The 21,808-nt window shown below is 72.8% G+C and carries 23 protein-coding genes and 1 pseudogene; 12 read left to right on the forward strand and 12 right to left on the reverse strand.

What is annotated here, in order from left to right; translation table 11 throughout:
- Window positions 1-39: 39 nt before the first annotated feature.
- Complete coding sequence (locus tag AB0O09_RS11265) at window positions 40-2,067, reverse strand: thioredoxin domain-containing protein (protein ID WP_363541327.1); 2,028 nt, start codon at window positions 2,065-2,067, stop codon at window positions 40-42.
- Between the two features lie 207 nt (window positions 2,068-2,274).
- Here AB0O09_RS11265 and AB0O09_RS11270 point away from each other — a divergent pair, with 207 nt between their 5' ends.
- The gene (locus AB0O09_RS11270) at window positions 2,275-2,913 is read left to right on the forward strand and encodes a hypothetical protein (protein WP_363541328.1); all 639 of its coding nucleotides are present in this window, start codon (window positions 2,275-2,277) and stop codon (window positions 2,911-2,913) included.
- A 20-nt stretch (window positions 2,914-2,933) separates the two neighbouring features.
- On the opposite strand, the gene AB0O09_RS11275 is transcribed toward AB0O09_RS11270, so the two are convergent.
- The gene (locus tag AB0O09_RS11275; RefSeq protein WP_363541329.1) at window positions 2,934-3,479 is read right to left on the reverse strand and encodes a Uma2 family endonuclease; all 546 of its coding nucleotides are present in this window, start codon (window positions 3,477-3,479) and stop codon (window positions 2,934-2,936) included.
- Window positions 3,480-3,649: 170 nt separating this feature from the next.
- Window positions 3,650-3,772: pseudogene (locus AB0O09_RS11280) on the reverse strand (DUF255 domain-containing protein); the annotation flags it as partial.
- Between the two features lie 16 nt (window positions 3,773-3,788).
- On the opposite strand from AB0O09_RS11280, the gene AB0O09_RS11285 reads away from it, so the two are divergent.
- Window positions 3,789-4,067, forward strand: coding sequence for a hypothetical protein (locus AB0O09_RS11285; protein WP_363541330.1), 279 nt, complete (start codon window positions 3,789-3,791; stop codon window positions 4,065-4,067).
- Here the strand turns inward: AB0O09_RS11285 and AB0O09_RS11290 are convergent, their stop codons facing one another.
- A complete protein-coding gene (locus AB0O09_RS11290; protein WP_030273631.1) occupies window positions 4,068-4,259 on the reverse strand; it encodes a hypothetical protein in 192 nt (63 codons plus the stop codon). It lies immediately after the preceding gene.
- Window positions 4,260-4,320: 61 nt separating this feature from the next.
- Window positions 4,321-5,190, reverse strand: a complete 870-nt coding sequence (gene mca / locus AB0O09_RS11295; protein ID WP_344625802.1) for a mycothiol conjugate amidase Mca — start codon at window positions 5,188-5,190, stop codon at window positions 4,321-4,323.
- Window positions 5,191-5,341: 151 nt separating this feature from the next.
- On the opposite strand from mca, the gene AB0O09_RS11300 reads away from it, so the two are divergent.
- On the forward strand, window positions 5,342-5,755 hold the full coding sequence (locus AB0O09_RS11300; protein WP_363541332.1) for a DUF4307 domain-containing protein: 414 nt from the start codon (window positions 5,342-5,344) through the stop codon (window positions 5,753-5,755).
- Window positions 5,756-6,048: 293 nt separating this feature from the next.
- Window positions 6,049-6,546, forward strand: a complete 498-nt coding sequence (gene greA, locus AB0O09_RS11305) for a transcription elongation factor GreA (RefSeq protein WP_363541333.1) — start codon at window positions 6,049-6,051, stop codon at window positions 6,544-6,546.
- Window positions 6,547-6,617: 71 nt separating this feature from the next.
- Here the strand turns inward: greA and AB0O09_RS11310 are convergent, their stop codons facing one another.
- From AB0O09_RS11310 to ilvA, 3 genes are all read right to left on the reverse strand, one after another.
- Complete coding sequence (locus tag AB0O09_RS11310; RefSeq protein WP_363541334.1) at window positions 6,618-7,478, reverse strand: ABC transporter permease; 861 nt, start codon at window positions 7,476-7,478, stop codon at window positions 6,618-6,620.
- A 1-nt stretch (window position 7,479) separates the two neighbouring features.
- Window positions 7,480-8,490, reverse strand: a complete 1,011-nt coding sequence (locus AB0O09_RS11315; RefSeq protein ID WP_363541335.1) for an ATP-binding cassette domain-containing protein — start codon at window positions 8,488-8,490, stop codon at window positions 7,480-7,482.
- Between the two features lie 161 nt (window positions 8,491-8,651).
- Window positions 8,652-9,863, reverse strand: a complete 1,212-nt coding sequence (ilvA, locus tag AB0O09_RS11320; RefSeq protein WP_363541336.1) for a threonine ammonia-lyase — start codon at window positions 9,861-9,863, stop codon at window positions 8,652-8,654.
- A gap of 123 nt (window positions 9,864-9,986) precedes the next feature.
- Here ilvA and AB0O09_RS11325 point away from each other — a divergent pair, with 123 nt between their 5' ends.
- Window positions 9,987-10,460 (forward strand): MarR family winged helix-turn-helix transcriptional regulator, encoded by a 474-nt coding sequence (locus AB0O09_RS11325; RefSeq protein ID WP_363541337.1) that lies wholly within the window; start codon window positions 9,987-9,989, stop codon window positions 10,458-10,460.
- 16 nt (window positions 10,461-10,476) lie between these two features.
- Here AB0O09_RS11325 and AB0O09_RS11330 read toward each other — a convergent pair whose 3' ends face one another.
- Window positions 10,477-11,631 (reverse strand): cystathionine gamma-synthase, encoded by a 1,155-nt coding sequence (locus AB0O09_RS11330; RefSeq protein ID WP_363541339.1) that lies wholly within the window; start codon window positions 11,629-11,631, stop codon window positions 10,477-10,479.
- Between the two features lie 310 nt (window positions 11,632-11,941).
- Here AB0O09_RS11330 and AB0O09_RS11335 point away from each other — a divergent pair, with 310 nt between their 5' ends.
- The 5 genes from AB0O09_RS11335 (at window position 11,942) to AB0O09_RS11355 (ending at window position 15,311) form a co-directional block, all read left to right on the forward strand.
- Window positions 11,942-12,631, forward strand: a complete 690-nt coding sequence (locus AB0O09_RS11335) for a hypothetical protein (protein WP_363541340.1) — start codon at window positions 11,942-11,944, stop codon at window positions 12,629-12,631.
- On the forward strand, window positions 12,628-13,701 hold the full coding sequence (locus tag AB0O09_RS11340) for a nucleotidyl transferase AbiEii/AbiGii toxin family protein (RefSeq protein WP_363541341.1): 1,074 nt from the start codon (window positions 12,628-12,630) through the stop codon (window positions 13,699-13,701). The genes AB0O09_RS11335 and AB0O09_RS11340 overlap by 4 nt, the downstream gene beginning before the upstream one ends.
- 41 nt (window positions 13,702-13,742) lie before the next feature.
- Window positions 13,743-14,408 (forward strand): peptide-methionine (S)-S-oxide reductase MsrA, encoded by a 666-nt coding sequence (gene msrA / locus AB0O09_RS11345; protein WP_363541440.1) that lies wholly within the window; start codon window positions 13,743-13,745, stop codon window positions 14,406-14,408.
- A gap of 93 nt (window positions 14,409-14,501) precedes the next feature.
- A complete protein-coding gene (locus AB0O09_RS11350; RefSeq protein ID WP_363541342.1) occupies window positions 14,502-14,828 on the forward strand; it encodes a hypothetical protein in 327 nt (108 codons plus the stop codon).
- A 117-nt stretch (window positions 14,829-14,945) separates the two neighbouring features.
- Window positions 14,946-15,311, forward strand: coding sequence for a cupin domain-containing protein (locus tag AB0O09_RS11355; protein WP_344625791.1), 366 nt, complete (start codon window positions 14,946-14,948; stop codon window positions 15,309-15,311).
- A gap of 60 nt (window positions 15,312-15,371) precedes the next feature.
- On the opposite strand, the gene AB0O09_RS11360 is transcribed toward AB0O09_RS11355, so the two are convergent.
- The 3 genes from AB0O09_RS11360 to AB0O09_RS11370 all read right to left on the reverse strand — a co-directional run bounded on the left by AB0O09_RS11360 (window position 15,372) and on the right by AB0O09_RS11370 (window position 19,092).
- The gene (locus AB0O09_RS11360; RefSeq protein ID WP_363541344.1) at window positions 15,372-16,655 is read right to left on the reverse strand and encodes an Ig-like domain-containing protein; all 1,284 of its coding nucleotides are present in this window, start codon (window positions 16,653-16,655) and stop codon (window positions 15,372-15,374) included.
- Window positions 16,656-16,864: 209 nt separating this feature from the next.
- On the reverse strand, window positions 16,865-17,191 hold the full coding sequence (locus AB0O09_RS11365) for a hypothetical protein (protein ID WP_263103880.1): 327 nt from the start codon (window positions 17,189-17,191) through the stop codon (window positions 16,865-16,867).
- Between the two features lie 500 nt (window positions 17,192-17,691).
- Complete coding sequence (locus AB0O09_RS11370; RefSeq protein WP_363541345.1) at window positions 17,692-19,092, reverse strand: cystathionine beta-synthase; 1,401 nt, start codon at window positions 19,090-19,092, stop codon at window positions 17,692-17,694.
- Window positions 19,093-19,237: 145 nt separating this feature from the next.
- Here AB0O09_RS11370 and AB0O09_RS11375 point away from each other — a divergent pair, with 145 nt between their 5' ends.
- Both AB0O09_RS11375 and AB0O09_RS11380 read left to right on the forward strand, forming a co-directional pair.
- Window positions 19,238-20,317, forward strand: a complete 1,080-nt coding sequence (locus tag AB0O09_RS11375; RefSeq protein WP_363541346.1) for an SGNH/GDSL hydrolase family protein — start codon at window positions 19,238-19,240, stop codon at window positions 20,315-20,317.
- Between the two features lie 82 nt (window positions 20,318-20,399).
- On the forward strand, window positions 20,400-21,620 hold the full coding sequence (locus tag AB0O09_RS11380; protein ID WP_363541348.1) for an acetyl-CoA C-acetyltransferase: 1,221 nt from the start codon (window positions 20,400-20,402) through the stop codon (window positions 21,618-21,620).
- The last annotated feature ends 188 nt before the right edge of the window (window positions 21,621-21,808 follow it).

The following is a 21,808-nucleotide window of genomic DNA, read 5'->3' on the forward strand; positions in this document are numbered from 1 at the left end:
CCTCATCCTGGCGCCGCCCGCGACCCGTGCGCATTCGAATTAGCCGAGGCGCTCCGCGAGTTCGGCGGCGTCGGCGGTGGGGGCGTCGCAGCTGAAGTGCCGGCAGACGTAGGCGGCGGGACGCCCGGCGAGCAGCGGGCGGTCGGCCAGCAGCGGGACCTCCTTGCTGCCCGCCTCGCCGACCGCGACGACCGCGCCGGGGGCGGTGGAGAGCAGCGCGGTGCGGTGCAGTTCGGCGGTGGCGGGGTCGCCGGCCGGGCCGACCACGGCGACCTCGCGCGGGCCGTCGAGCAGCGCCTCGGCGACGGCGAGCCCCCAGCCGATGAACCGGGGGGCCCGGGTGCCGAGCGCGCCGACCACGCCGAGTGCCCGCTCGGCGGCGGTGCGGTGGCGCTCGGAGCCGGTGTAGGCGGCGTAGCCGAGCAGTGCGCCGGCGGCGGCCGTCCAGCCGGAGGGGGTCGCGTTGTCGGTCGGGTCCTGCGGGCGCCGGATCAGCTCCTCGGCGTCGTCGGCGGTGTCGTAGAGGGCGCCGGAGGCGGCGTCGGTGAAGTGGGCGAGGACGGTGTCGAGGAGCCCGCCGGCGAGGTCGAGCCACTCGGCCTCGCCGGTGACGGCGTACAGGGCGAGGAAGCCCTCGGCGGTGTCGGCGTAGTCCTCCAGGACGCCGGCGTTGGCGCCGGCCCGGCCGTCGCGGGAGGTGCGCAGCAGCCGGCCGTCGGCGGTGAGGTGGACGGCGAGCAGCAGGTCGGCGGCGCGTTCGGCGGCCTCGACGAGGTCGGGGCGCTCCAGCAGGGCGCCGGTCTCGGCGAGCGCGGCGATCGCGAGGCCGTTCCAGGCGGCGACGACCTTGTCGTCGCGGGCGGGGGCGGGCCGCTCGGCGCGGGCCTCGAAGAGGCGGGTGCGGATCCGCTCGTACGCCTCGGGGTCTTCGGGGTCGGTGAGCAGCTGGAGGACGGAGCTGCCGTGCTCGAAGGTGCCGGTGACCTCGAAGATCCCGGCGGCGAGGGCGGCGTCCTCGGGGCCGAGGGCGGCGGTGAGCTGCTCCGGGGTCCAGGCGTAGTAGGCGCCCTCGGCGGACGTGCCGGTGGCCGGGTCGGGCGAGTCGGCGTCCAGGGCGGAGGCGAAGCCGCCCTCGGGGGTGCGCAGTTCGCGGAGCAGGAAGTCGGCGGTGTCCAGTGCGGTGCGGCGGGCGCGGGCGTCGCCGGTGGCGCGCCACAGGTGGAGGTAGGTGCGCAGCAGCAGGGCGTTGTCGTACAGCATCTTCTCGAAGTGCGGCACGACCCAGTCGGCGTCCACGGAGTAGCGGGCGAAGCCGCCGCCGAGCTGGTCGTACAGGCCGCCGCGGGACATCGCGTCGCAGGTGCGCGCGGCCATCTCCAGGGCGGCGGCGGAGCCGGTGCGGGCGTGGTGGCGCAGCAGCCACTCGACGGTCATGGACGGCGGGAACTTGGGGGCGCCGCCGAAGCCGCCGCGGCGTTCGTCGAAGCCGCGGCCGAGTTCGAGCAGGGCGGCGTGCAGTTCGGCCTCGCCGGGGGCGGGCAGCACGCCGGCGCCGGCGCCGTAGACCCGGGCGCGTTCCCGCAGTTCGGCGCGGATCCGGCCGGCGACCTCGCCGACCTCCTCGCGGCGGTCGCGCCAGGCGGCGGTGACGCCCTCCAGGACCTGCCGGAAGCCGGGCATGCCGTGCCGGGGCTCGGGCGGGAAGTAGGTGCCGAAGTAGAACGGTTCCTTGTCCGGCGTGAGGAAGACCGTCATGGGCCAGCCGCCCTGGCCGGTGGCGGCCTGGACGGCCTCCATGTAGACGGCGTCGACGTCGGGCCGTTCCTCGCGGTCGACCTTGACGGCCACGAAGTGCTCGTTGGCGTAGGCGGCGACGGCCTCGTCCTCGAAGGACTCGTGGGCCATCACGTGGCACCAGTGGCAGGCCGCGTACCCGACGGACAGCAGAACGGGCACCCCGCGTCGCTCGGCCTCGGCGAAGGCCTCGGGTCCCCAGGGCCACCAGTCGACCGGGTTGTCGGCGTGCTGAAGCAGATAAGGCGAGGTCACACCAGCCAACCGGTTCATGCACCCCAGCCTCTCACAGCGTTCCGGCCCCGACCGTGGGACCCGCACACCTCGTCTGCTTTGCCGATTTACTCTCATACGCCATCACGTGGCGAATGGGGATCCAACGGCCCCCGGTAGCAATCCGGCGGCGCTGCCCTGCCAGCCCCTACGCTGCCCTGGTGACGGGCTGGGGTCGAGGGCTGGGGCCGCATTGCTTGCCTCAAGTTGGGCGGCAGCGGCCCGCACGCTGACCTTACAGACGAGTCGCCGGCCAGAATCTCCGCACCGTCAGCGCTGCCAAGACAGTCATCCGGCACTCGACTCCACCGGGGGCGCTCCATCGCGGCGGACCTGTCGATTCTGGCCGCCGCAGAACTCGGATACCGGGCCAACGCTGTACTGGGAGGACGCCGTGACCTGCCCAATGACGGGCTGCGCATCGACGCCATCACCGTGCACGTCCACGTGCCCACACAGGATCTGCATGACGTCCGTGCGCACCTACGCGCCCGAGCACGAGCACGCGCCGCGCAGCAGGAACGCAGCGACCGCATCGCCCAGCTCGTCGACCTGCGCGATCTCCTGCGCGAAGACCCCACGCTCGTCGTCGCCCACATGCTCTTGGAGGCCCCGGGCCAGCTGGACGACAAGACCGTGCAACTCGTCCAGACGCTGAGCGACAAGGTGGCCGCGTACGCACCGGGCGCGGCGTGGGTGCGTACCGCAACCCTTCTTGAGAAGACCTTCGGCAGCCTGGCCCCAGATGCAAAGAGTTACGTCGTGGACCGCTTGTGCACCACACTCACCGAGTTCGGGTTCAAGAACGAGGCCTCACAACTGCATGACAGCCACGGCGGGATTTGAAGCTCTCATTGCTGAGCACTTCAGCGAGCGTCTGCCTCGGGCCGGGGCAGCTCGTCCAGGTCGAGGGTGTAGGTCCGCCCGTCGGCCAGCTCGATGGGCAGCTTGCCCGAGCCGTACTTGTGCGTGTGTGCCGCGATGTACCCGGAGCCGGTGGGCTGGGTGTGGACGACGACCTCTGCGGCGTACGGGTCCACCACCACGTAGACCGGGATGCCGTAGCGGCCGTACTTGGCGGTGCAGTCGTCGTAGTCCTTGCGCGCGGAGGAGACCGACACCACCTCGGCGATCAGCAGCACGTCCTCGAAGCCGTAGCGCTTGCCCTGCCGCTGCGCGTCCTCCCGCAGGATCGCGAAGTCCGGGGCTGAGTTCTCGTCGGCCGGGAAGTCGATGTACACGTCGGAGGCGGTCTTCGCATGCCGGCCGAGCGAGAGCGAGTCGATCTGCATCGACTTGATGGTGCTGGAGTGCTCGAAGCTCTGCGGGGTCATGATCACCTTCCCGTCGGTACCGAAGAAGATCACGTACCCTGCGGGGAACTCGGTGTGCATGACCGCGTCGACGCTCATCAACGGCTCCTTCCTGTCACCCTCAGGATATGGGGCCACCGGTGCCGCGCGGGGTCCGCTACGAGAGTGCCGATCGGTGGCGTCAGGGCGGACAACGGCATCGCAGTGTCCGTGCGGCTGCCCTCTGGCAGAGCCCCAGGTCAGGACTACCTGGTTGTGTTAAGTCACTGGCACCAGTGGCAGGCCGCGTACCCGACGGACAGCAGAACGGGCACCCCGCGTCGCTCGGCCTCGGCGAAGGCCTCGGGTCCCCAGGGCCACCAGTCGACCGGGTTGTCGGCGTGCTGAAGCAGATAAGGCGTGCGGTGCGTGTTCCGGTGGACGGGCCGCGGTACCTACGAGGAGCGGATCACCCTGTGGCGGGCGGCCTCGGCGGCCGGGGCGATCGCGCTGGCCGAGGCGGAGGCGGCCGGGTACGCCGAGGACACCGGTGTCGAGTACACCGGGCTCGCGCAGTGCTACGAGGCGGTGGACGTCCCCGGGCCGGGCGCGGAGGTGTTCTCGCTGCTGCGGGACAGCCCGCTGGAGCCCGACGCCTACCTCGACCGGTACTTCGACGACGGCGGCGAGCGGCAGCTCCCGGTGTGACTACTCCTCGGTGGTCTCCGGCTCCTCGGCGAAGTCGATCTTCTTGAAGCGGCTGTTCATGGACTTCAGCAGGAACCAGGTGGCGATGCCGAGGGCCGCGAAGACGACGAAGCCGAGCAGGCCCGGGGTGACCTTGTTCTGGTCGAGGGCGAGGTCCGCGGCGAGGTGGGTGAGGTTCACGGGGGTGCTCATCTCTCCATGGTGGCCCGGCCCTACACGGGCCGGGCCACCGGGGTGGTGCAGGGGGTTCGCGCTACTTGCGCAGGCCCGCGAACAGGTCGTTCTCGGGCAGGTCGGTGTCGACGTGCGAGCGGGCGAGCTCGTAGTCCTCGGTGGGCCACACCTCGCGCTGGATGTCCAGCGGGACGCGGAACCAGGGGCCGTCGGGGTCGATCTGGGTGGCGTGCGCGATCAGCGCCTTGTCGCGGATCTCGAAGTAGTCGTCGCAGACCACGCGGGTGGTGATCTCGCGCTCCTTGCGGCCGCTCTTCTCCCAGCCGGCGATCCACTCGCCGTACGGGGAGTCGTGCCCGTTGTCGGTGAGGTAGGCGTGCAGGGCGCGGATCCGGCCCATCGGGAAGCCGTGGTTGTAGTACAGCTTCTGCGGCTGCCAGGGCTCGCCGGCCTCCGGGTAGGCGTCCGGGTCGCCGGCGGCGTCGAAGGCCACCATGGTGATCTTGTGGGTCATGATGTGGTCGGGGTGCGGGTACCCGCCGTTCTCGTCGTACGTGGTGATCACGTGCGGGCGGAACTCGCGGATCAGCCGCACCAGGGTGCCGGCCGCCGCGTCCACGTCCTCCAGGGCGAAGCAGCCCTCGGGGAGCGGCGGCAGCGGGTCACCCTCGGGCAGCCCGGAGTCGACGTAGCCCAGCCAGGCCTGCTGCACGCCGAGGATCTCCCGGGCGGCGTCCATCTCCTTGCGGCGCACCTCGTGGATGTTCTCCTCGACCCAGGCGTCGCCCTGCAGCTTGGGGTTGAGGATCGACCCCCGCTCGCCACCGGTGCAGGTGGCCACCAGCACGTCCACCCCCTGGGCGACGTACATCGCCGTGGTGGCGGCGCCCTTGCTGGACTCGTCGTCCGGGTGCGCGTGCACCGCCATCAGTCGCAACTGCTCGCTCAACGCCTGGTTCCCTTCCAGGTATGTCCGGTTCGTCGGGTCGGCTCCCCCGCCGCCTCCGGCGCGGACGTGCCCCTTCTATAGTGACGGACTGAGGAGCCGCTCCATTCCCTCCCCAGCCCGAGCGCGCCTCGTCGAAAGGACCGAGCCGGCCATGGACCCCAGTCGTACGACCACCGCCCTGCCGGAGGGCCGCTACAGCCGCCGCTCCGACGCCGAGGCGGACCGTCGGCTGCGGATCGCCGCGGTGGTGTGCGGCGTGCTGTTCCTGGGCGTGGTGGCCTGGCTGGGCGCCTCGTACATCCTGCGCGAGAGCGTGATCAGCGGCAGCGTGCCGGCCTTCGAGGCGGTCTCCGACCACGAGATGCAGCTGCAGCTGTCGGTCCGCAAGGAGTCGGGCACCGCGGGTGTCTGCACGGTGCGGTCGATGGCAGCGGACAAGGCCGTGGTGGGCCAGTACGACTTCCCGGTGCCGGCCGAGGGCAGCACCTGGTCGCAGGTGGTGACGCTGCGCACCACCGCCCGCGGGGTGACCGCGGAGCTGCTGGGCTGCACGCCCCGCCGCTGATCCGCCACCCGTCCGGGGGAGCCGTCCGGGCGGAATTCCCCTTTGCGCATCGCACCCTCCCCGGCGCATATTCGAGCGTACGGGCGGGCATCCGTACGGAGTGCCGCCGCCCCGCGGCAGCCTGCCGTGGCCGTGCCCGCGAGCTCCCCTCCCGCCGGGAGGCGGAAATTGTTAGGCTCGTGATTTCGCCCCTTCCGAGCCCCCGCGCCCGGGAGCGGGCGTTGCTTTGTAGTTACGACCGAACCTGCTGACGAACAACCCTCAGCACAGCCCAGTACCGACGAGGAGCACCCGTGACCCAGACCAGCGATGACGTGACCTGGCTCACTCAGTCCGGCTACGACCAGCTCAAGGCCGAGCTGGAGCACCTGACCGGCCCCTGGCGCATCGAGATCGCCCAGAAGATCGAGGCGGCGCGCGAGGAGGGTGACCTCAAGGAGAACGCCGGCTACCACGCGGCCAAGGAGGAGCAGGGCAAGTACGAGGCCCGGATCCGCCAGCTCACCCAGCTGCTGGAGCGCGCCAAGGTGGGCGAGGCCCCGGCCGACTCCGGTGTCGTCGCCCCGGGCATGGTCGTGACCGTCGCCTTCGACGGCGACGAGGACGACACCATGCGCTTCCTGCTCGGCTCGCGCGAGGTCGCCGGTGACGACCTGGACATCTACTCGCCGCAGTCGCCGCTCGGCCGCGCCATCAACGGCAAGAAGGTCGGCGAGGACGCCACCTACGAGCTGCCGAACGGCAAGCGGGCCGGCGTGAAGATCATCGAGGCCAAGCCGCACGCCGGCTGAGTCCGCGCACACCACGAGGGGCGGCCCCGGCTTCGCGCCGGGGCCGCCCCTCGTGCTGCACCCGCCGCCGGTCAGCCGGCCGCGGAGCGGTACTTGCGGACCGACAGCCAGGAGAACAGCGCCGTGATCACCAGCGACCAGACGATCGACACCGGCACCGCGTGCTGCATCGGCCAGGCGTCGTCGACCGGGCCGACCTGGTTGCCGAACAGGTCGCGGCAGGCCTGGACGGTCGCCGAGAACGGGTTCCAGTAGGCGATCGGCTGCAGCCAGCCCGGCATCGAGCTGATCGGCACGAAGGCGTTGGAGACGAAGGTCAGCGGGAAGAGCCAGATCAGGCCGGCCGAGGTGGCCGCCTCCGGGCTGCGCACGGACAGGCCGATCAGCGCGCCGATCCAGGAGAAGGCGTAGCCGAGCAGGAGCAGCAGCCCGAAGGCCGCCATCGCCTTCCAGAAGCCCTCGTGGATCCGCCAGCCGACCAGCAGGGCGACCAGGGCGAGCACCAGCAGGATGAAGGCGGTCTGCACCAGGTCGGCCAGGGTCCGGCCGACCAGGACGGCCGAGCGGGTCATCGGCAGCGAGCGGAAGCGGTCGACCAGGCCCTTGGTCATGTCCTCCGCGATGCCGGCCGAGGCGCCGGCGGTCGCGAAGGTGACGGTCTGCGCGAAGATGCCGGCCATCAGGAACTGGATGTAGGCGTCGTGGCTGGCCTGCGTCCCGGGGATCTGGATCGCGCCGCCCATCACGTACGAGAAGAGCAGCACGAACATCACGGGCTGGAGCAGCCCGAAGACCACGATCTCGGGGATGCGGAGCATCCGGCGCAGGTTGCGGCGGGCGACGACCCAGGAGTCGTGCAGCATCGCGGCAAGCCCGGTGCGCCGGCGCGGGACGGCGCGGCCGATGGCGTGCTCGGTGGCGGTGGTCGCCATCTCAGGACTCCTTTCCGTGGCCGTGGCGGCCCCGGGCCTGCTTCTGCCGTCCGTTCCCGCCGTTCTCCTCGGCCTCGGTGGCGTGGCCGGTGAGGGAGAGGAAGACGTCGTCGAGGGTGGGGCGGCGCAGGCCGATGTCGTCGATCTCGATCGAGCGGGCGTCGAGCTCGCGGATGACGTCGGCGAGCACCTTGGAGCCGCCGCTGACCGGGACGGTGATCCGGCGGGTGTTGCGTTCCACGGCCGGCTCGCCCTTGGTGTAGGGGGTGAGGGCGGCGACGGCCCCGGCGACCTCGTCCGGGCGGTGCACCACCAGTTCGATGCGTTCGCCGCCGATCGTCGCCTTGAGCTCGTCGGCGGTGCCGCGGGCGATCACCCGGCCGTGGTCGACCACCGCGATGTCGTGGGCGAGGCGGTCGGCCTCCTCCAGGTACTGGGTGGTGAGCAGCAGGGTGGTGCCCTGGTCGACGAGGTTCTCGATGACCTCCCACAGGGCGAGGCGGTTGCGCGGGTCGAGGCCGGTGGTGGGCTCGTCCATGAACATCACCGGGGGGCGGACGACCAGGGCGGCGGCGAGGTCGAGGCGGCGGCGCATGCCTCCGGAGTAGGTCTTGGCGGTGCGGTCGGCGGCCTCGGCGAGGTTGAACCACTCCAGCAGTTCCAGGGCGCGGGCCTTCGCGTCGCGGGCGCTCATCTGGTACAGCTCGCCGACCATCTGGAGGTTCTCGCGACCGGTGAGGTACTCGTCGACGGCGGCGTACTGGCCGGAGAGGCCGATCAGGCCGCGCACCTCGTTGGGGTGCCTGAGCACGTCCAGTCCGGCCACCGTGGCTCGGCCGGAGTCGGGTCGGAGCAGGGTGGTGAGCACCCGCACGGTGGTGGTCTTGCCGGCACCGTTCGGGCCGAGCAGGCCCAGCACGGTGCCTTCGGGCACGTCGAGGCTGACGCCGTCGAGGGCGCGGACGTCACCGAAGGTCTTGACCAGGTCCTCGGCTTGGATGGCTGGCGCCATGGCCTGCCTCATCTCCTGCTTGTCCGGTATGTCGTCTGATCGTCACACAGGTGCCCGGCCGGGCCGGTCCCGAATCTCGCGATGTATCGCGAGAGGATGGCATCTTGCGATATATCGCGTCAAGGGGTGCGGCGGTGCGCCACCCGCACGGCGGAGCGGTCCTACTGGGTGACCACGTACCCCGCGGCGCGCAGCTCACCGGTCACCACCGCACAGTGTTCCGGCCCCTTGGTCTCCAGGTGCAGGTCCACCTCGACCTCGGTCAGCCCCAGCCGCGGGTCGATCCGCACGTGCGCGACGTCCAGCACGTTGGCGTCCACCCGGGTGAGCACCCCCAGCAGGTCGGCCAGCGCCCCCGGCCTGTCCGCCAGCCGCACCCGCAGCGACAGGTAGCGGCCGGCCGCCGCCAGACCGTGCCGCAGCACCCGCATCATCAGCTGCGGGTCGATGTTGCCGCCGGACAGCACCGCCACCACCGGGCCCTCGAAGCCCTCCGGCCGCTCCAGCAGGGCCGCGATCGGGCTCGCCCCGGCCGGCTCCACCACCAGCTTCAACCGCTCCAGGCCGACCAGCAGCGCCCGCGACAGCGCGTCCTCGGAGACCGTGCGGACACCGTCGGCCAGCGTGTTCACCACCTCGAACGGGATGTCACCGGGCCGGCCCACCATGATCCCGTCCGCCATCGTGGCGATCCCCGGCAGCGACACCGGGTGCCCGGCCGCCAGCGACGGCGGGTACGCGGCCGCGCCCGCCGCCTGCACCCCGACCACCCGCACGTCCGGGCGCAGCGGCTTCACCGCCGCCGCGATCCCGGCGATCAGCCCGCCGCCGCCGACCCCGACCAGGATCGTGCGGACCTCCGGGCACTGCTCCAGGATCTCCAGGCCCACCGTGGCCTGGCCGGTCACCACGTCCCAGTGGTCGAAGGGGTGGATGAACACCGCGCCGGTCGCCTCCGACCAGCGCTGCGCCGCCTGCAGGGCCTCGTCGACGGTGGCGCCGTGCAGCCGCACCTCGGCGCCGTAGTCGCGGGTCGCCGCCACCTTGGGCAGCGGGGCGCCGGTCGGCATGAAGACGGTGGCGGGCACGCCGAGCAGCGAGGCCGCCAGCGCCACGCCCTGCGCGTGGTTGCCGGCGCTCGCGGCGACCACCCCGCCGGCCTTCTGCACCGGCGTCAGCCCGGCGATCCGCACGTACGCGCCGCGCAGCTTGAACGAGCCGGTGCGCTGCAGGTTCTCGCACTTGAGGTGGACTGGCGAGCCCACCAGCGCGGACAGGTACCGGCTCGACTCCATCGGCGTCACCCGGGCGATCCCGGCCAGCATCTTCTGGGCGCCGCGGACGTCGTCGAGGGTGATCGGCCAGCTCTGCATGCGGATCAGCGTACGGCCGCGGGCAGCCTGCGACCGGCAGCGCCGGGCCTGTTCCCGGGCCGGGCCGTCGCGCGTACGCTGCTGGCTCCGAGCACCCGTACCGCCTCTGGAACGTGAGCCGCGATGACGACCCCCTCGCCCCCGGCCGCCCCCGGCAACGACCCCCTCCACAGCCAACTCCACTACCAGGTGGCGGTGTTCGCCCGTCGGCTGGAGCAGGCTCGGCACGGCGCGGTCGGCTCGCTGGACCGCGCCGCCTACCTGCTGCTGGACGAGCTGCAGCGTCGCGGCCCGGCCAGCGTGAAGACCCTCGCCGCGGCGCTCGGCGTCGACTCCTCCACCGTCACCCGGCAGGCCGCGCCGCTCGTCGAGGCGGACCTGGTCGGCCGGGTCCCGTACCCGGCCGACCGGCGTGCCGTGCACCTCGCCCTGACCTCGCTCGGCGGCCGCAGGCTCGCCGAAGTACGAGCCGGACGCGAGGAGTTGATGCGCCACCTGACGGCGGACTGGCCCGCCGACGAGCGGCGGGCCTTCTGCGCCCTGCTGGCCCGCTTCAACGACTCGCTGGAGTCGTACTCGGCGGGCCGTCAGTCCTGACCGGGCCGCGCGGGGCTCAGCCCAGCGCCTGGCGCAGGTCGGCGAGCAGGTCGTCGACCGCCTCGATGCCGACCGAGATCCGCACCAGGTCGGCCGGCACCTCCAGCGCCGAACCCGCCACCGAGGCGTGCGTCATCCGGCCCGGGTGCTCGATCAGCGACTCCACGCCGCCCAGCGACTCGCCGAGGGTGAACAGCTGCGCCCGGTTGCAGACCTCGACCGCCGCCTCCTCGCCGCCGTGCACACGGAAGGAGACCATGCCGCCGAAGGCCTTCATCTGCTTGGCCGCGATGTCGTGGCCGGGGTGCTCGGGCAGGCCCGGGTAGAGCACCTGGCTGACCTTCGGGTGGCTCTGGAGCAGCTCGGCGACCTTCTCGCCGTTGGCGCTGTGCCGGTCCATCCGGACGCCCAGCGTCTTGATGCCGCGCAGCACCAGCCAGGCGTCGAACGGGCCGGAGACCGCGCCCATCGCGTTCTGGTGGTACGCGACCTCCTCCCCGAGGCCGGCGTCGGCCAGCACCAGCGCGCCGCCGACCACGTCCGAGTGGCCGCCCATGTACTTGGTGGTGGAGTGCACCACGGCGTCGGCGCCGAGCGCGATCGGCTGCTGCAGGTAGGGGCTGGCGAAGGTGTTGTCCACCACCAGCAGGGCGCCGGCGGCGTGCGCCACCTCGGCCAGCGCGGTCAGGTCGGTGATGCCCAGCAGCGGGTTGGACGGGGTCTCCACCCACACCGCGCGGGTGTTCGGACGGAGCTGGGCGCGGACGTCCGCGAGGTCCTGGGTGTTGGCGACGGAGAACTCCACGCCCCACCGGGTGAGGACCTTCGCGAACAGCCGGAACGTGCCGCCGTAGGCGTCGTTCGGGATCACGATGTGGTCGCCCGGCTTGAGGATCGTGCGCAGCAGGGTGTCCTCGGCCGCGAGGCCGGAGGCGAAGGCGAGGCCGCGCGCGCCGCCCTCGATCGCCGCGAGGCACTCCTCCAGCGCGGTTCTGGTCGGATTGGCGGAACGGCTGTACTCGTACCCGCCCCGCAGGCCGCCCACCCCGTCCTGCTTGTACGTGGACACCTGGTAGATCGGCGTGACGACGGCCCCGGTCTGGGGGTCTGCTTCCTGACCCGCGTGGATGGCGAGGGTCTCGAAGCCCTGGGGAAGCTGGTGCTCGGTCATGCCCATGAGCCTAGTCCGCGGGGGCCCGGCCGCACGGGCTGAGCGCACGTCCGGCGCCACGCCGTCGGCCGGTGCGGCCGCGGCCGGGCCCGGCGGGACCGCCGTCCGCCGCCGGAGCGGACCGGGCCCGGCCAGCACGGATCCCTTCGCCCGCGGTCGTTCGGACCGCCACCACCGCGCGTCCGCACCGCCGATCGAGAGATCCGATCGGCCGCCGCCCGGAGGTGCCGCAACCGCCGGCACGCCCCCCCCGCCGTCCGCCGCCGAGGCCCGCGGCGGCGCTGTCACAGCCGCCTGACAGGATGCGCGGGTGCCCGACACCCGTACACCCGTCCGCCCCGACTTCCGGGGCGACTTCGAGATCCACCTGACCGTCGCCCCGCAGCAGGGCCCGGCGCTCGCCGCCTGGGCCGCGGGGCGCGGCCTCAAGGTCGTCGACATCGAGCTCGCCCGGGGCGCCGCCCCCCGGCAGCCGATGCTCACCCTGACCGTCTCCGGCACCCTCGCCGAGGCCGAGGCGCTCGCCGCCCGGACAGGGGCGGAGGCCGACTCCGCCGGGTTCGCCGTGCTCCGGACCAAGATCGAGGCCGCACCCTGGACGGCGGGCGTCCCCGCCGGCGACGGGCAGGCCCGGGCCCTCGGCCCGGCGTACTACTTCGAACACCACGTCAAACTGCTGCTGGACGCGCCGCCCGGGCCCGCGCTGGCCTCCACCGCCGAGCGCCACGACGCCCACCTGTCCCGCAACGCCCGGCGCACCCGGCCCGACGGACAGGTCGAGTTCTTCGTCACCCAGCGCTGCCGCCTGGTCGGCGCCGACACCGCCGGCCGCCGCCTGGACGCCCTGCTTGCCGACCTCGCCGGCCACCGGATCGCCTCCGTCGAGCGGGAGTTCGCCGTGCTCGACACCGCCGAGGCGCTGGACGCCGGCTGGATCGCGGAAGCCCGCCCCGCGGACGCCCACCCCACCCGGGACACCGCCGAAAGGACCTCTCGATGACCAACTCCTCCTGGCAGGAACTCGGCTACGGCCCCTGGAGCGAGCAGCTCAGCCTCCCGCACACGAACCCCACCGACAGCGAACGCACCGAGCTCGAACTCCCCCGCTCGATCCGGCCGGTGGCTGGCGAGGGCGTCGTCCAGCGGGCGGTCTTCGACCCCTCGCTGCGCGGCTACGTCAAGGCGATGCGGGCCGGCGACCCGGAGTTCGCCGACGCGGCCACCGGCGCCCGCTGGTACGCCGCCCGGCGGGAGGCCCTGGACACCGTGCTCGCCGCCGTCGCCGCCTCGCCCTGGGCCGGGCACCTGGTGCTGCGCGGATCGGTGCTGCTCACCGCCTGGTTCGGGGCGGACGCCCGCGAACCCGGCGACCTCGACTTCGTCGTCACGCCGACCGACTGGCAGCTCGACGACCCGCGCACCGACGGCCTGCTCACCGGGCTGGCGGCCGCCGCCGAACGGCTCTCCGGCACCGTCCGGCTGCACGCCGACCGGGCCGTCCGGGACGAGATCTGGACGTACGACCGCGTCCCGGGGCGCCGCCTCGTCCTGCCGTGGAGCGCCGACGGCCTGCCCGCGGGCACCGTCCAGCTGGACTTCGTCTTCACCGAGCCGCTGGCCACCGAGCCCGTCCGCACCGCCGTGCCTCCGCTCTCCGGCTCCGGCACGCCCGCCGAACTGCGCACCGCCGACCGCGAGCTCTCGCTCGCCTGGAAGATCCTCTGGCTGGTCAACGACGGCTTCGCCCAGGGCAAGGACCTGTACGACGCCGTCCTGCTCGCCGAGTCCGCCCCGCTCCGCTACGAGCTGCTGCGGGACGTCTTCCTCACGTCCCACCCGTGGTGGGCCACCCGGCCGCTGACCACCGATGACGTCGCCGAGCCGCTGGAGCGCGTCGAGTGGGACGAGTTCCGCAAGGAGCACCCGCAGGTCGGCAGCGCCGAGGAGTACGGCGAGCGGCTGCTCACCGCCCTCGCCCCGACCTTCGGCGACCGCAGCGAGGAGGAGCTCCGCGCGGTGTGGCTGCCGCCGGAGTCCACCACGGAATCCGACGGCACCAGCGCGCGTTGAACCCACCGCACACCCGACCGCCGGACAACCTGGAGCAGGCCTTGCTGTTCAACCGCCACAAGAGCGCTCTCGTCACCGCCGACCAGGCGCTGCCCGGCCGCACCACCCCGCCGTTCACCGTCTCCGACCCGCACACCGTCCTCGGCACCCCGCTCACCGGCCCCTACCCGGAGGGCCTGGAGACCGCCGACTTCGGCCTCGGCTGTTTCTGGGGCGCCGAGCGCGCCTTCTGGCAGCTGCCGGGCGTCTGGACGACCCTGGTCGGCTACCAGGGCGGGCACACCGAGAACCCGACCTACGAGGAGGTCTGCAGCGGCCTCACCGGGCACACCGAGGCCGTCCGCGTCGTCTTCGACCCGGCCCGGATCTCGTACGGGACGCTGCTGAAGACCTTCTGGGAGGCCCACGACCCGACCCAGGGCTTCCGCCAGGGCAACGACGTCGGCACCCAGTACCGCTCGGCGGTCTACACCCACTCGCCCGCCCAGCAGGCCGCCGCCGAGGCCTCCCGGGACGCCTTCCAGCCCGAGCTCACCGCCCTCGGCTTCGGCGCGATCACCACCGAGATCGCCCCCGCCGCCGCCTTCTACCCGGCCGAGCCCTACCACCAGCAGTACCTCTCCGAGGCCAAGAACCCCAACGGCTACTGCGGCCTCGGCGGCACCGGCGCCTCCTGCCCGATCGGCGTCGCGCGGACGAACGGCTGACCGTCCGGTGACGACGGCCCGGGGGCTGTACCGGGCGATGCTGCGCGACGGCGTCGCCCCGCGGCTGCGCGCCCTCGGCCGGAAGGGGTCCGGGTGCAGCTGGGCTTCCGGGGTTCCCGCTCCAACTCCGCGGACTCCCCGGACTTCACGGTCAACATCTCGGTGATCGACCGCCGGGTCGGGGAGGCCCACCGGGCCGATCGGCCCGAACTCCCGACCCGGCCCAACCCGGTCGTCCACTACGACCGCCGCCTCGACCCGGTCCGCATCGGCTACCTACTCGCGGCCGGCCGCGACACCTGGTGGACCACCTCCACCGACCAGTCCCGTGACCACATCGACCGGACGGCCGACGGCGTCCTCGCCGCGGTGACCGACCACGCCGTGCCCGAGATCCGCCGCCGCCTCGGCGGGCCCTGACCGGCGTTCGCGGGCCGGGCGGTCACGTCTCCGTGGCAGCCGTGCGGTGCGCGGCGGAGACTGGGGGTGTCGGCAGGGTGGCCCGGGTGGGTCGCCCCCGTTCGGAGGAGATGCGCGATGGCCGGTCTTGTCCGCATGAGCCTGGACTCGCCCGAGGAGGTCCGTCCGTTCGAGGACGGCCGCGGCCGCATGGAACTGGTCAACCAGGAGGGCGGCGGCGTGGGCCGCGGCACCTTCGAGCCCGGCTGGCAGTGGTCGAAGCACGTCAAGCCGATCGCCGGCACGGAGAGCTGCCGGGCCTCCCACACGGGGTACGTGGTCTCCGGCCGGATGAAGGTCGTGATGGACGACGGGCAGGAGGAGGAGTTCGGCCCGGGCGACTTCATGATCTGCCCGCCGGGGCACGACGCGTGGGTGCTCGGCGACGAGGCGTGCGTGGTGATCGACTGGCAGGGCTTCGCCGACTACGCCAAGCGGTCCTGACGGGCCGGCCCCGCCCGAGGGCGCCCCGCCACCGCGGGGCGCCGCCGGTCGCCGGGCGGGTCAGACGGCGCTGCCGGCCGTCCAGGCGGCCCAGCTCAGGTTCCAGCCGTTGAGGCCGTTGGCCGGGTCGACCGTCCGGTCGCCGGAGTTGACGACCTCGACGACGTCGCCGACCAGCGACTCCTTGAAGAAGACGGCGCCGTCGGTCTGCGGGTCGCCCGCGCCCTTGACGTCGCGCAGCGCGATGCAGCCGTGGCTGAGGTTCTGCTCGCCGAAGGCGCTCCCGGGCGACCAGTAGTTGCCGTGGATGAAGGTGCCCGAGGTGGTGAGGCGCTGGGCGTGCGGCACGTCGGGGATGTTGTACTCGTCGCCGAGGCCGACGGTCTGGGAGTCCATCTTGGTCTGCAGGTACTGCTCGGCGATGACGAGCTTGCCGCCCCAGGTCCGGGTGGCGGGGGCGCCGCCGATGATCGGGTAGGTGGCGGTGACCACGCCGTCGGTGGTGACGGTGAGGGTGTCGGCGGAGAGGTCGGCGACGCTGGTGCGGCTGCGGCCGACGGTGAAGCTGACGTCCTTGGACTGGGTGCCGTAAACGCCCTCGGCGCCCTCGACGTCCTTGAGCCGCAGGCTGAGGGTGACGACCGTGCCCTTGGCCCAGTACTCCTGCGGGCGGAAGTCGAGCCGGGTGCTGGAGTACCAGTGGCCGACGATCTCGACGCCGGGCCGGGCGGTGACGGTGATCGCCTCCTGGACGGCCTTCCGGTCGGTGATCGGCCGGCTGAAGTTGATCGAGACGGGCATGCCGACGCCGACGGTGGCGCCGTTGTCGGGGGTGAAGTGGCCGACGAAGGTGTTGGCGGGGGCGGCGGTGGCGAAGGCCGCGTGCGCGTCGGCCTCCAGCCCGTCCGGGTCGGTGGCGGCGGCGGCCACGGTGTAGCGGGTGCCGCTGCCGAGCGGGTCGGTGGAGGTCCAGCCGTGCCGGTCGGCGGAGAGGGTGCCGGCGACCGCCCGGCCCTTCTCGTCCGTGACGGTGACGGAGGTCAGGGTGCCCCCGGTGACGGCCACCTTGATCGGCCGGGTGAAGGGGGCCGTGGTGGTGCCGTCGGCGGGGGTGACGGTTATTCGGGCGGCCGAGGTCTTCGGGACGTCGGCGCCCTTGGTGGTGGCCGGCGCTCCGGACGGCCCGCCGGCGGCCTTCCCGGCCGCGTTGCCGCTGCCGCTGCCGGTGCCGGTGTCGCCGTTGCAGGCCGCGACCAGCAGGGCCGGGGCGGCGAGCAGACCGCCCAGGACGCCGCGCCGGGTCCAGTTGCTGCTCCCGGACTGCTGGTTCTCGGGTGCCGTCACGTGGTTCTCCCTGCTGCTCGGCGGCGCGCCCGGCGCCCGGTACGGATCGTGAGCATGGCGCAACGGGGCGAATACACCCGTTCGGCGCACATGTTCCAGATCGTACGAGAGTACTTGTCATACCTCCATATCGGACAAAAGGCCCGGTCCGGAAGGGTCCGGACCGGGCCTTGCCGCCGTGCGGCGGTGCCGCGCGGGCGCGACGGGGACTACTCGACGCTGTACTCGTCCCAGCTCTCCTCGTCCGGGTCGAAGTCGGTGTGCGCCGACTCCCAGGTGGCCGAGGTCAGCTCGATGCCGGGGACGTCGCCGAGCAGCGCGACCGGGTCGATGAAGTGGGCGAGCGAGCCGGACGGGTCCACCTCGATGGCCTCGACGGACTGGGCGCGCTCCTCGTCGTCGAGGTACTCGTCGTTCTCGACCTGGGCGAGGGCGGCAGTCTTGAGGGCCTGCTCGTCGGTGATCTCGGCGATGAGCTCGATCTTGAGCCGTACGTAACGCGGTGCGTCCTGCGCGGGCAGGTCAGTGCTGGTCATGGCGGCGAGCCTAGGTCAGCGGACGGGCGGACCCAAACCGGTGCGCCGGAACGCGCGGAAGGGCCGGCGGCCGGGCCCGCGGCGGGCACCCGGCCGGGGGAACACGGGAGGGCCGGCCCCCTGTGACGGGGACCGGCCCTACCGCCTCCGCCGAAGCTCCCCCACCCGGGAGCCGCGGAGACGCGCCTTTCGGCGCGATGGGTGCCGCGGGGGCCGCCGCACCCTGTTGATCGGTCGGAACCGAACAGGGGCGGGACGACGGCAACCCCCGCGGGCGGGACACGGAGGGCCGGGTCAGGGCCGACCGACGTGTCCGTGGTGACTGCGGGACCGGGGAGCCGCTCCCGGCCTCCGCTGCCACCATGCTCGGCGTCTTGCCGTTGACCAATACGATGCAGGACCGTTGTTAACGGCCTGATGCGCCGAGGTGACGTCGGTGTACCAACTGGTGGGACGACGCCCCTTCACCCGGTCGGCCCACCGGGTCCGGTGACACGGGGTCAGTGACCGGCCCGGCTGGTGAGGAAGGCCAGCAGGTCCTGCCGGGTGACGATGCCCTGCGGCTTGCCCTCGACCAGCACGACCACCGCGTCGGCCTTCTCCAGGACCGTCATCAGGTTGGTCACCGACTCGCCGGAGCCGACCACCGGCAGCGGCTTGGACATCACCTTGTCGAGGCTGTCGGTCAGCTTGATCTGCTGCGAGAACAGGCCCTCCAGCAGCTCCCGCTCGACGATCGAGCCGATGACCTCGCCGGCCATCACGTCGGGGTGGCCGGCACCCGGCGACACGATCGGCATCTGGGAGACGCCGAAGTCGCGCAGCACCTGGACGGCCTCGGCGACGGTCTCGTTGGGGTGCATGTGGACGAACTGCGGGATGCCCTCGTGCTCCAGCGCGTCCTTGCGGGCGAGCACCTCGCCGATGTGCGCCTCGTCGGTGGCGGTGGGCAGGAAGCCGTAGTCGGCCATCCAGTCGTCGTTGAAGATCTTGGAGAGGTAGCCGCGGCCGCCGTCCGGCAGCAGCACGACGACCACGTCGTCCGGGCCGAGCCGCTTGGCGACCTCCAGGGCGGCGACCACGGCCATGCCGCAGGAGCCGCCGACCAGCAGGCCCTCCTCCTTGGCGAGGCGGCGGGTCATCTGGAAGGAGTCCTTGTCGGACACGGCCACGATCTCGTCCGCGACGGTGCGGTCGTAGGCGGTGGGCCAGAAGTCCTCGCCGACGCCCTCGACCAGGTACGGGCGGCCGGTGCCGCCGGAGTACACCGAGCCCTCCGGGTCGGCGCCGACGACCTGGACCCTGCCGTCGGAGACGTCCTTCAGGTACCGGCCGGTGCCCGAGATGGTGCCGCCGGTGCCGACGCCCGCGACGAAGTGGGTGATCTTCCCCTCGGTCTGCTCCCACAGCTCCGGGCCGGTCGAGTGGTAGTGCGAGGCCGGGTTGTCCGGGTTGGAGTACTGGTCCGGCTTCCAGGCGTTCGGGGTCTCGCGCACCAGGCGGTCCGAGACGTTGTAGTACGAGTCCGGGTGCTCGGGCGCGACGGCGGTCGGGCAGACCACCACCTCGGCGCCGTACGCGCGCAGCGTGTTGATCTTGTCGGTGGACACCTTGTCGGGGCAGACGAAGATGCACTTGTAGCCCTTCTGCTGGGCCACGATCGCCAGACCGACACCGGTGTTGCCGGAGGTGGGCTCGACGATGGTGCCGCCGGGCTTGAGCGCGCCCGAGGCCTCGGCGGCCTCGATCATGCGCAGCGCGATCCGGTCCTTCACGCTGCCGCCCGGGTTGAAGTACTCGACCTTCGCGAGCACGGTGGCGCTGATGCCCTCGGTGACCTTGCTCAGCTTCACCAGCGGCGTGTTGCCGACCAGCTCGATGATCGAATTGCTGTACCGCACGGGGGTCCTCCCGATAGTGGCGCGTGTGACTGTGGGTGTCTAAAGGGTATGGCCCCGGATGGCCGACGGCCGCCGATAGCAGTAGGGCCGGGAGGGGTACTACGGGGTTACGAGGACTCTGGAAGACCGCACAAGGGGGTGCAGGATGCCAGGGGCACAGGCTTCGCGGGCCCGGGTGGCCCGCCGGATCGCCACGGCGGCCGCGTACGGCGGCGGTGGGATCGGGCTGCTGGGCGTGGGGCTCGCCGGACTGCTGCTGACCGAAAGCAGGATGGCGATCCGGGCGATCGGGCTGCTGGACGGCGATCCGCCGCGCGCGGACGGCGTGTACGGCGACGCCTTCACCGACGCGGGGACGATCGCCCCGGCCTCGGACGAACCGCCGCTGGTGCTCGCCTTCCTCGGCGACTCGACCGCGGCCGGCCTCGGGGTGAACCGCGGCCGGGAGACCCCGGGCGCCCTGCTGGCCTCCGGCCTGGCCTCGGTGGCCGAGCGCCGGGTGCGACTGGTGAACGTCGCCAAGTCGGGGGCGCGCTCGGAGGACCTGGCGGACCAGGCGGCGCTCGCCCTGCCGCACCGCCCCGCGCTCGCGGTGATCATGATCGGGGCCAACGACGTGACCCGGCACAGCCCGGCGGCGCAGTGCGTGCGGCAGCTGGGCGACGCCGTGCGGATCCTGCGGTCGACCGGGTGCGAGGTGGTGGTCGGCACCTGCCCGGATCTCGGCACCATCAAGCCGGTGCGGCCGCCGCTGCGCTGGGTGGCCCGGCGCCTCAGCCGGCAGCTCGCCGCGGCGCAGACGATCGCCGTGGTGGAGGCCGGCGGGCGGACGGTGTCGCTGGGCTCGCTGCTCGGGCCGGAGTTCGCGACCCGGCCGGAGCTCTTCGCCGCCGACCGCTACCACCCGTCGGCGCAGGGCTACGCGACCGCGGCGATGGCGATGCTGCCCTCGCTCTGCGCCACGCTGGACCTGTGGCCCGACGAGGAGGACACCGCCGCCGAGCCGCCGGCCGCGCAGGCGGTGCTGCCGGTCGAGGTCGCGGCCGCGGCCGCGGCGGGCCGCTCGGGCACCGAGGTCGCGGCGGCCGGCACCGGGCCGGCGGCTCGGCGCTGGGCCCTGATGCGGCACCGGTTGCGGCTCGGCCTGCCGGGCACGCCGGAGCCCGAGGCGGCGTCGGCCAGCTCACACCCCGGATCGGGTGACGCCGGGGCTACTAAACGGTAATTTTCCTCCCGAGTGTCGTTGGGAGCCGATACGCGGCCTCAAGTGAATGCTCGCTAGCCGGCCGATCTGCGAGGAGCCCACCATGCCCGAAGCCGTCATCGTCAGCGCCGCCCGTTCGCCGATCGGCCGGGCCTTCAAGGGCTCGCTGAAGGACGTCCGCCCGGACGACCTCACCGCCCAGATCATCGCCGCCGCCCTCGCCAAGGTCCCCGAGCTGGACCCGCGGCAGATCGACGACCTGATGCTCGGCTGCGGCCTGCCCGGCGGCGAGCAGGGCCACAACCTCGGCCGGATCGTCGCCGTGCAGATGGGCATGGACTACCTCCCGGGCACCACCATCACCCGCTACTGCGCCTCCTCGCTGCAGACCACCCGGATGGCACTGCACGCGATCAAGGCCGGCGAGGGCGACATCTTCATCTCGGCCGGCGTCGAGGCCGTCTCCCGGAGCATCAACGGCACCTCCGACGGCATGCCGAACACCCCCAACCCGCTCTTCGACGAGGCCCAGGCCCGCACCGCCCGCCGCGCCGCCGAGGGCGGCGGCGAGTGGCACGACCCGCGCGAGGACGGCATCCTCCCCGACGCCTACATCGCCATGGGCCAGACCGCCGAGAACCTCGCCGCGCTCAAGGGCATCACCCGCGCCGAGCAGGACGAGTTCGGCGTCCGCTCGCAGAACCTCGCCGAGAAGGCCATCGCCGCCGGCTTCTGGCAGCGCGAGATCACCCCGATCACCACCCCCGACGGCACCGTCGTCTCCCAGGACGACGGCCCGCGCGCCGGCGTCACCCTGGACGCCGTCTCCGGCCTCAAGCCGGTCTTCCGCCCCGACGGCACCGTCACCGCCGGCAACTGCTGCCCGCTCAACGACGGCGCCGCCGCCCTGGTGATCATGTCCGACACCAAGGCCCGCGAACTCGGCATCACCCCGCTCGCCCGGGTCGTCTCCACCGGCGTCTCCGGCCTCTCCCCCGAGATCATGGGCTACGGTCCCGTCGAGGCCACCAAGCAGGCCCTCGCCCGCGCCGGCATGACCATCGGCGACATCGACCTCGTCGAGATCAACGAGGCCTTCGCCGCCCAGGTCATCCCCTCCTACCGCGACCTCGGCATCGACATCGACCGCCTCAACGTCAACGGCGGCGCCATCGCCGTCGGCCACCCCTTCGGCATGACCGGCGCCCGCATCACCACCACCCTGATCAACTCCCTCCAGTGGCACGACAAGCAGTTCGGCCTGGAGACGATGTGCGTCGGCGGCGGCCAGGGCATGGCGATGGTGATCGAGCGGCTGAGCTGAGCCGCAGCGCAGGGTGGAGGTCGCCGACCGAGGAACGAGGGGGGCGGCATCCGCCCGCAGCGGAGGCGAAGCCCAGCGCGACCACAAGCACGAGCGGCTGAGCTGAGCCGCAGCGCAGGGTGGAGGTCGCCGACCGAGGAACGAGGGGGGCGGCATCCGCCCGCAGCGGAGGCGAAGCCCAGCGCGAC

This window comes from Kitasatospora sp. NPDC093679 (genome assembly GCF_040683455.1).
GTDB lineage: Bacteria > Actinomycetota > Actinomycetes > Streptomycetales > Streptomycetaceae > Kitasatospora > Kitasatospora arboriphila.

Bases quoted from the DNA above. Each gene is read 5' to 3' on its own strand.
- AB0O09_RS11290 (WP_030273631.1), bottom strand. From the start codon at position 4,259: ATGAGCACCCCCGTGAACCTCACCCACCTCGCCGCGGACCTCGCCCTC.
- ilvA (WP_363541336.1), bottom strand. From the start codon at position 9,863: ATGCAGAGCTGGCCGATCACCCTCGACGACGTCCGCGGCGCCCAGAAG.
- AB0O09_RS11340 (WP_363541341.1), top strand. From the start codon at position 12,628: ATGACCAACTCCTCCTGGCAGGAACTCGGCTACGGCCCCTGGAGCGAG.
- AB0O09_RS11380 (WP_363541348.1), top strand. From the start codon at position 20,400: ATGCCCGAAGCCGTCATCGTCAGCGCCGCCCGTTCGCCGATCGGCCGG.
- AB0O09_RS11275 (WP_363541329.1), bottom strand. From the start codon at position 3,479: ATGAGCGTCGACGCGGTCATGCACACCGAGTTCCCCGCAGGGTACGTG.
- AB0O09_RS11300 (WP_363541332.1), top strand. From the start codon at position 5,342: ATGGACCCCAGTCGTACGACCACCGCCCTGCCGGAGGGCCGCTACAGC.
- AB0O09_RS11330 (WP_363541339.1), bottom strand. From the start codon at position 11,631: ATGACCGAGCACCAGCTTCCCCAGGGCTTCGAGACCCTCGCCATCCAC.
- AB0O09_RS11365 (WP_263103880.1), bottom strand. From the start codon at position 17,191: ATGACCAGCACTGACCTGCCCGCGCAGGACGCACCGCGTTACGTACGG.
- AB0O09_RS11375 (WP_363541346.1), top strand. From the start codon at position 19,238: ATGCCAGGGGCACAGGCTTCGCGGGCCCGGGTGGCCCGCCGGATCGCC.
- AB0O09_RS11310 (WP_363541334.1), bottom strand. From the start codon at position 7,478: ATGGCGACCACCGCCACCGAGCACGCCATCGGCCGCGCCGTCCCGCGC.
- AB0O09_RS11325 (WP_363541337.1), top strand. From the start codon at position 9,987: ATGACGACCCCCTCGCCCCCGGCCGCCCCCGGCAACGACCCCCTCCAC.
- AB0O09_RS11265 (WP_363541327.1), bottom strand. From the start codon at position 2,067: ATGAACCGGTTGGCTGGTGTGACCTCGCCTTATCTGCTTCAGCACGCC.
- AB0O09_RS11315 (WP_363541335.1), bottom strand. From the start codon at position 8,490: ATGGCGCCAGCCATCCAAGCCGAGGACCTGGTCAAGACCTTCGGTGAC.
- AB0O09_RS11355 (WP_344625791.1), top strand. From the start codon at position 14,946: ATGGCCGGTCTTGTCCGCATGAGCCTGGACTCGCCCGAGGAGGTCCGT.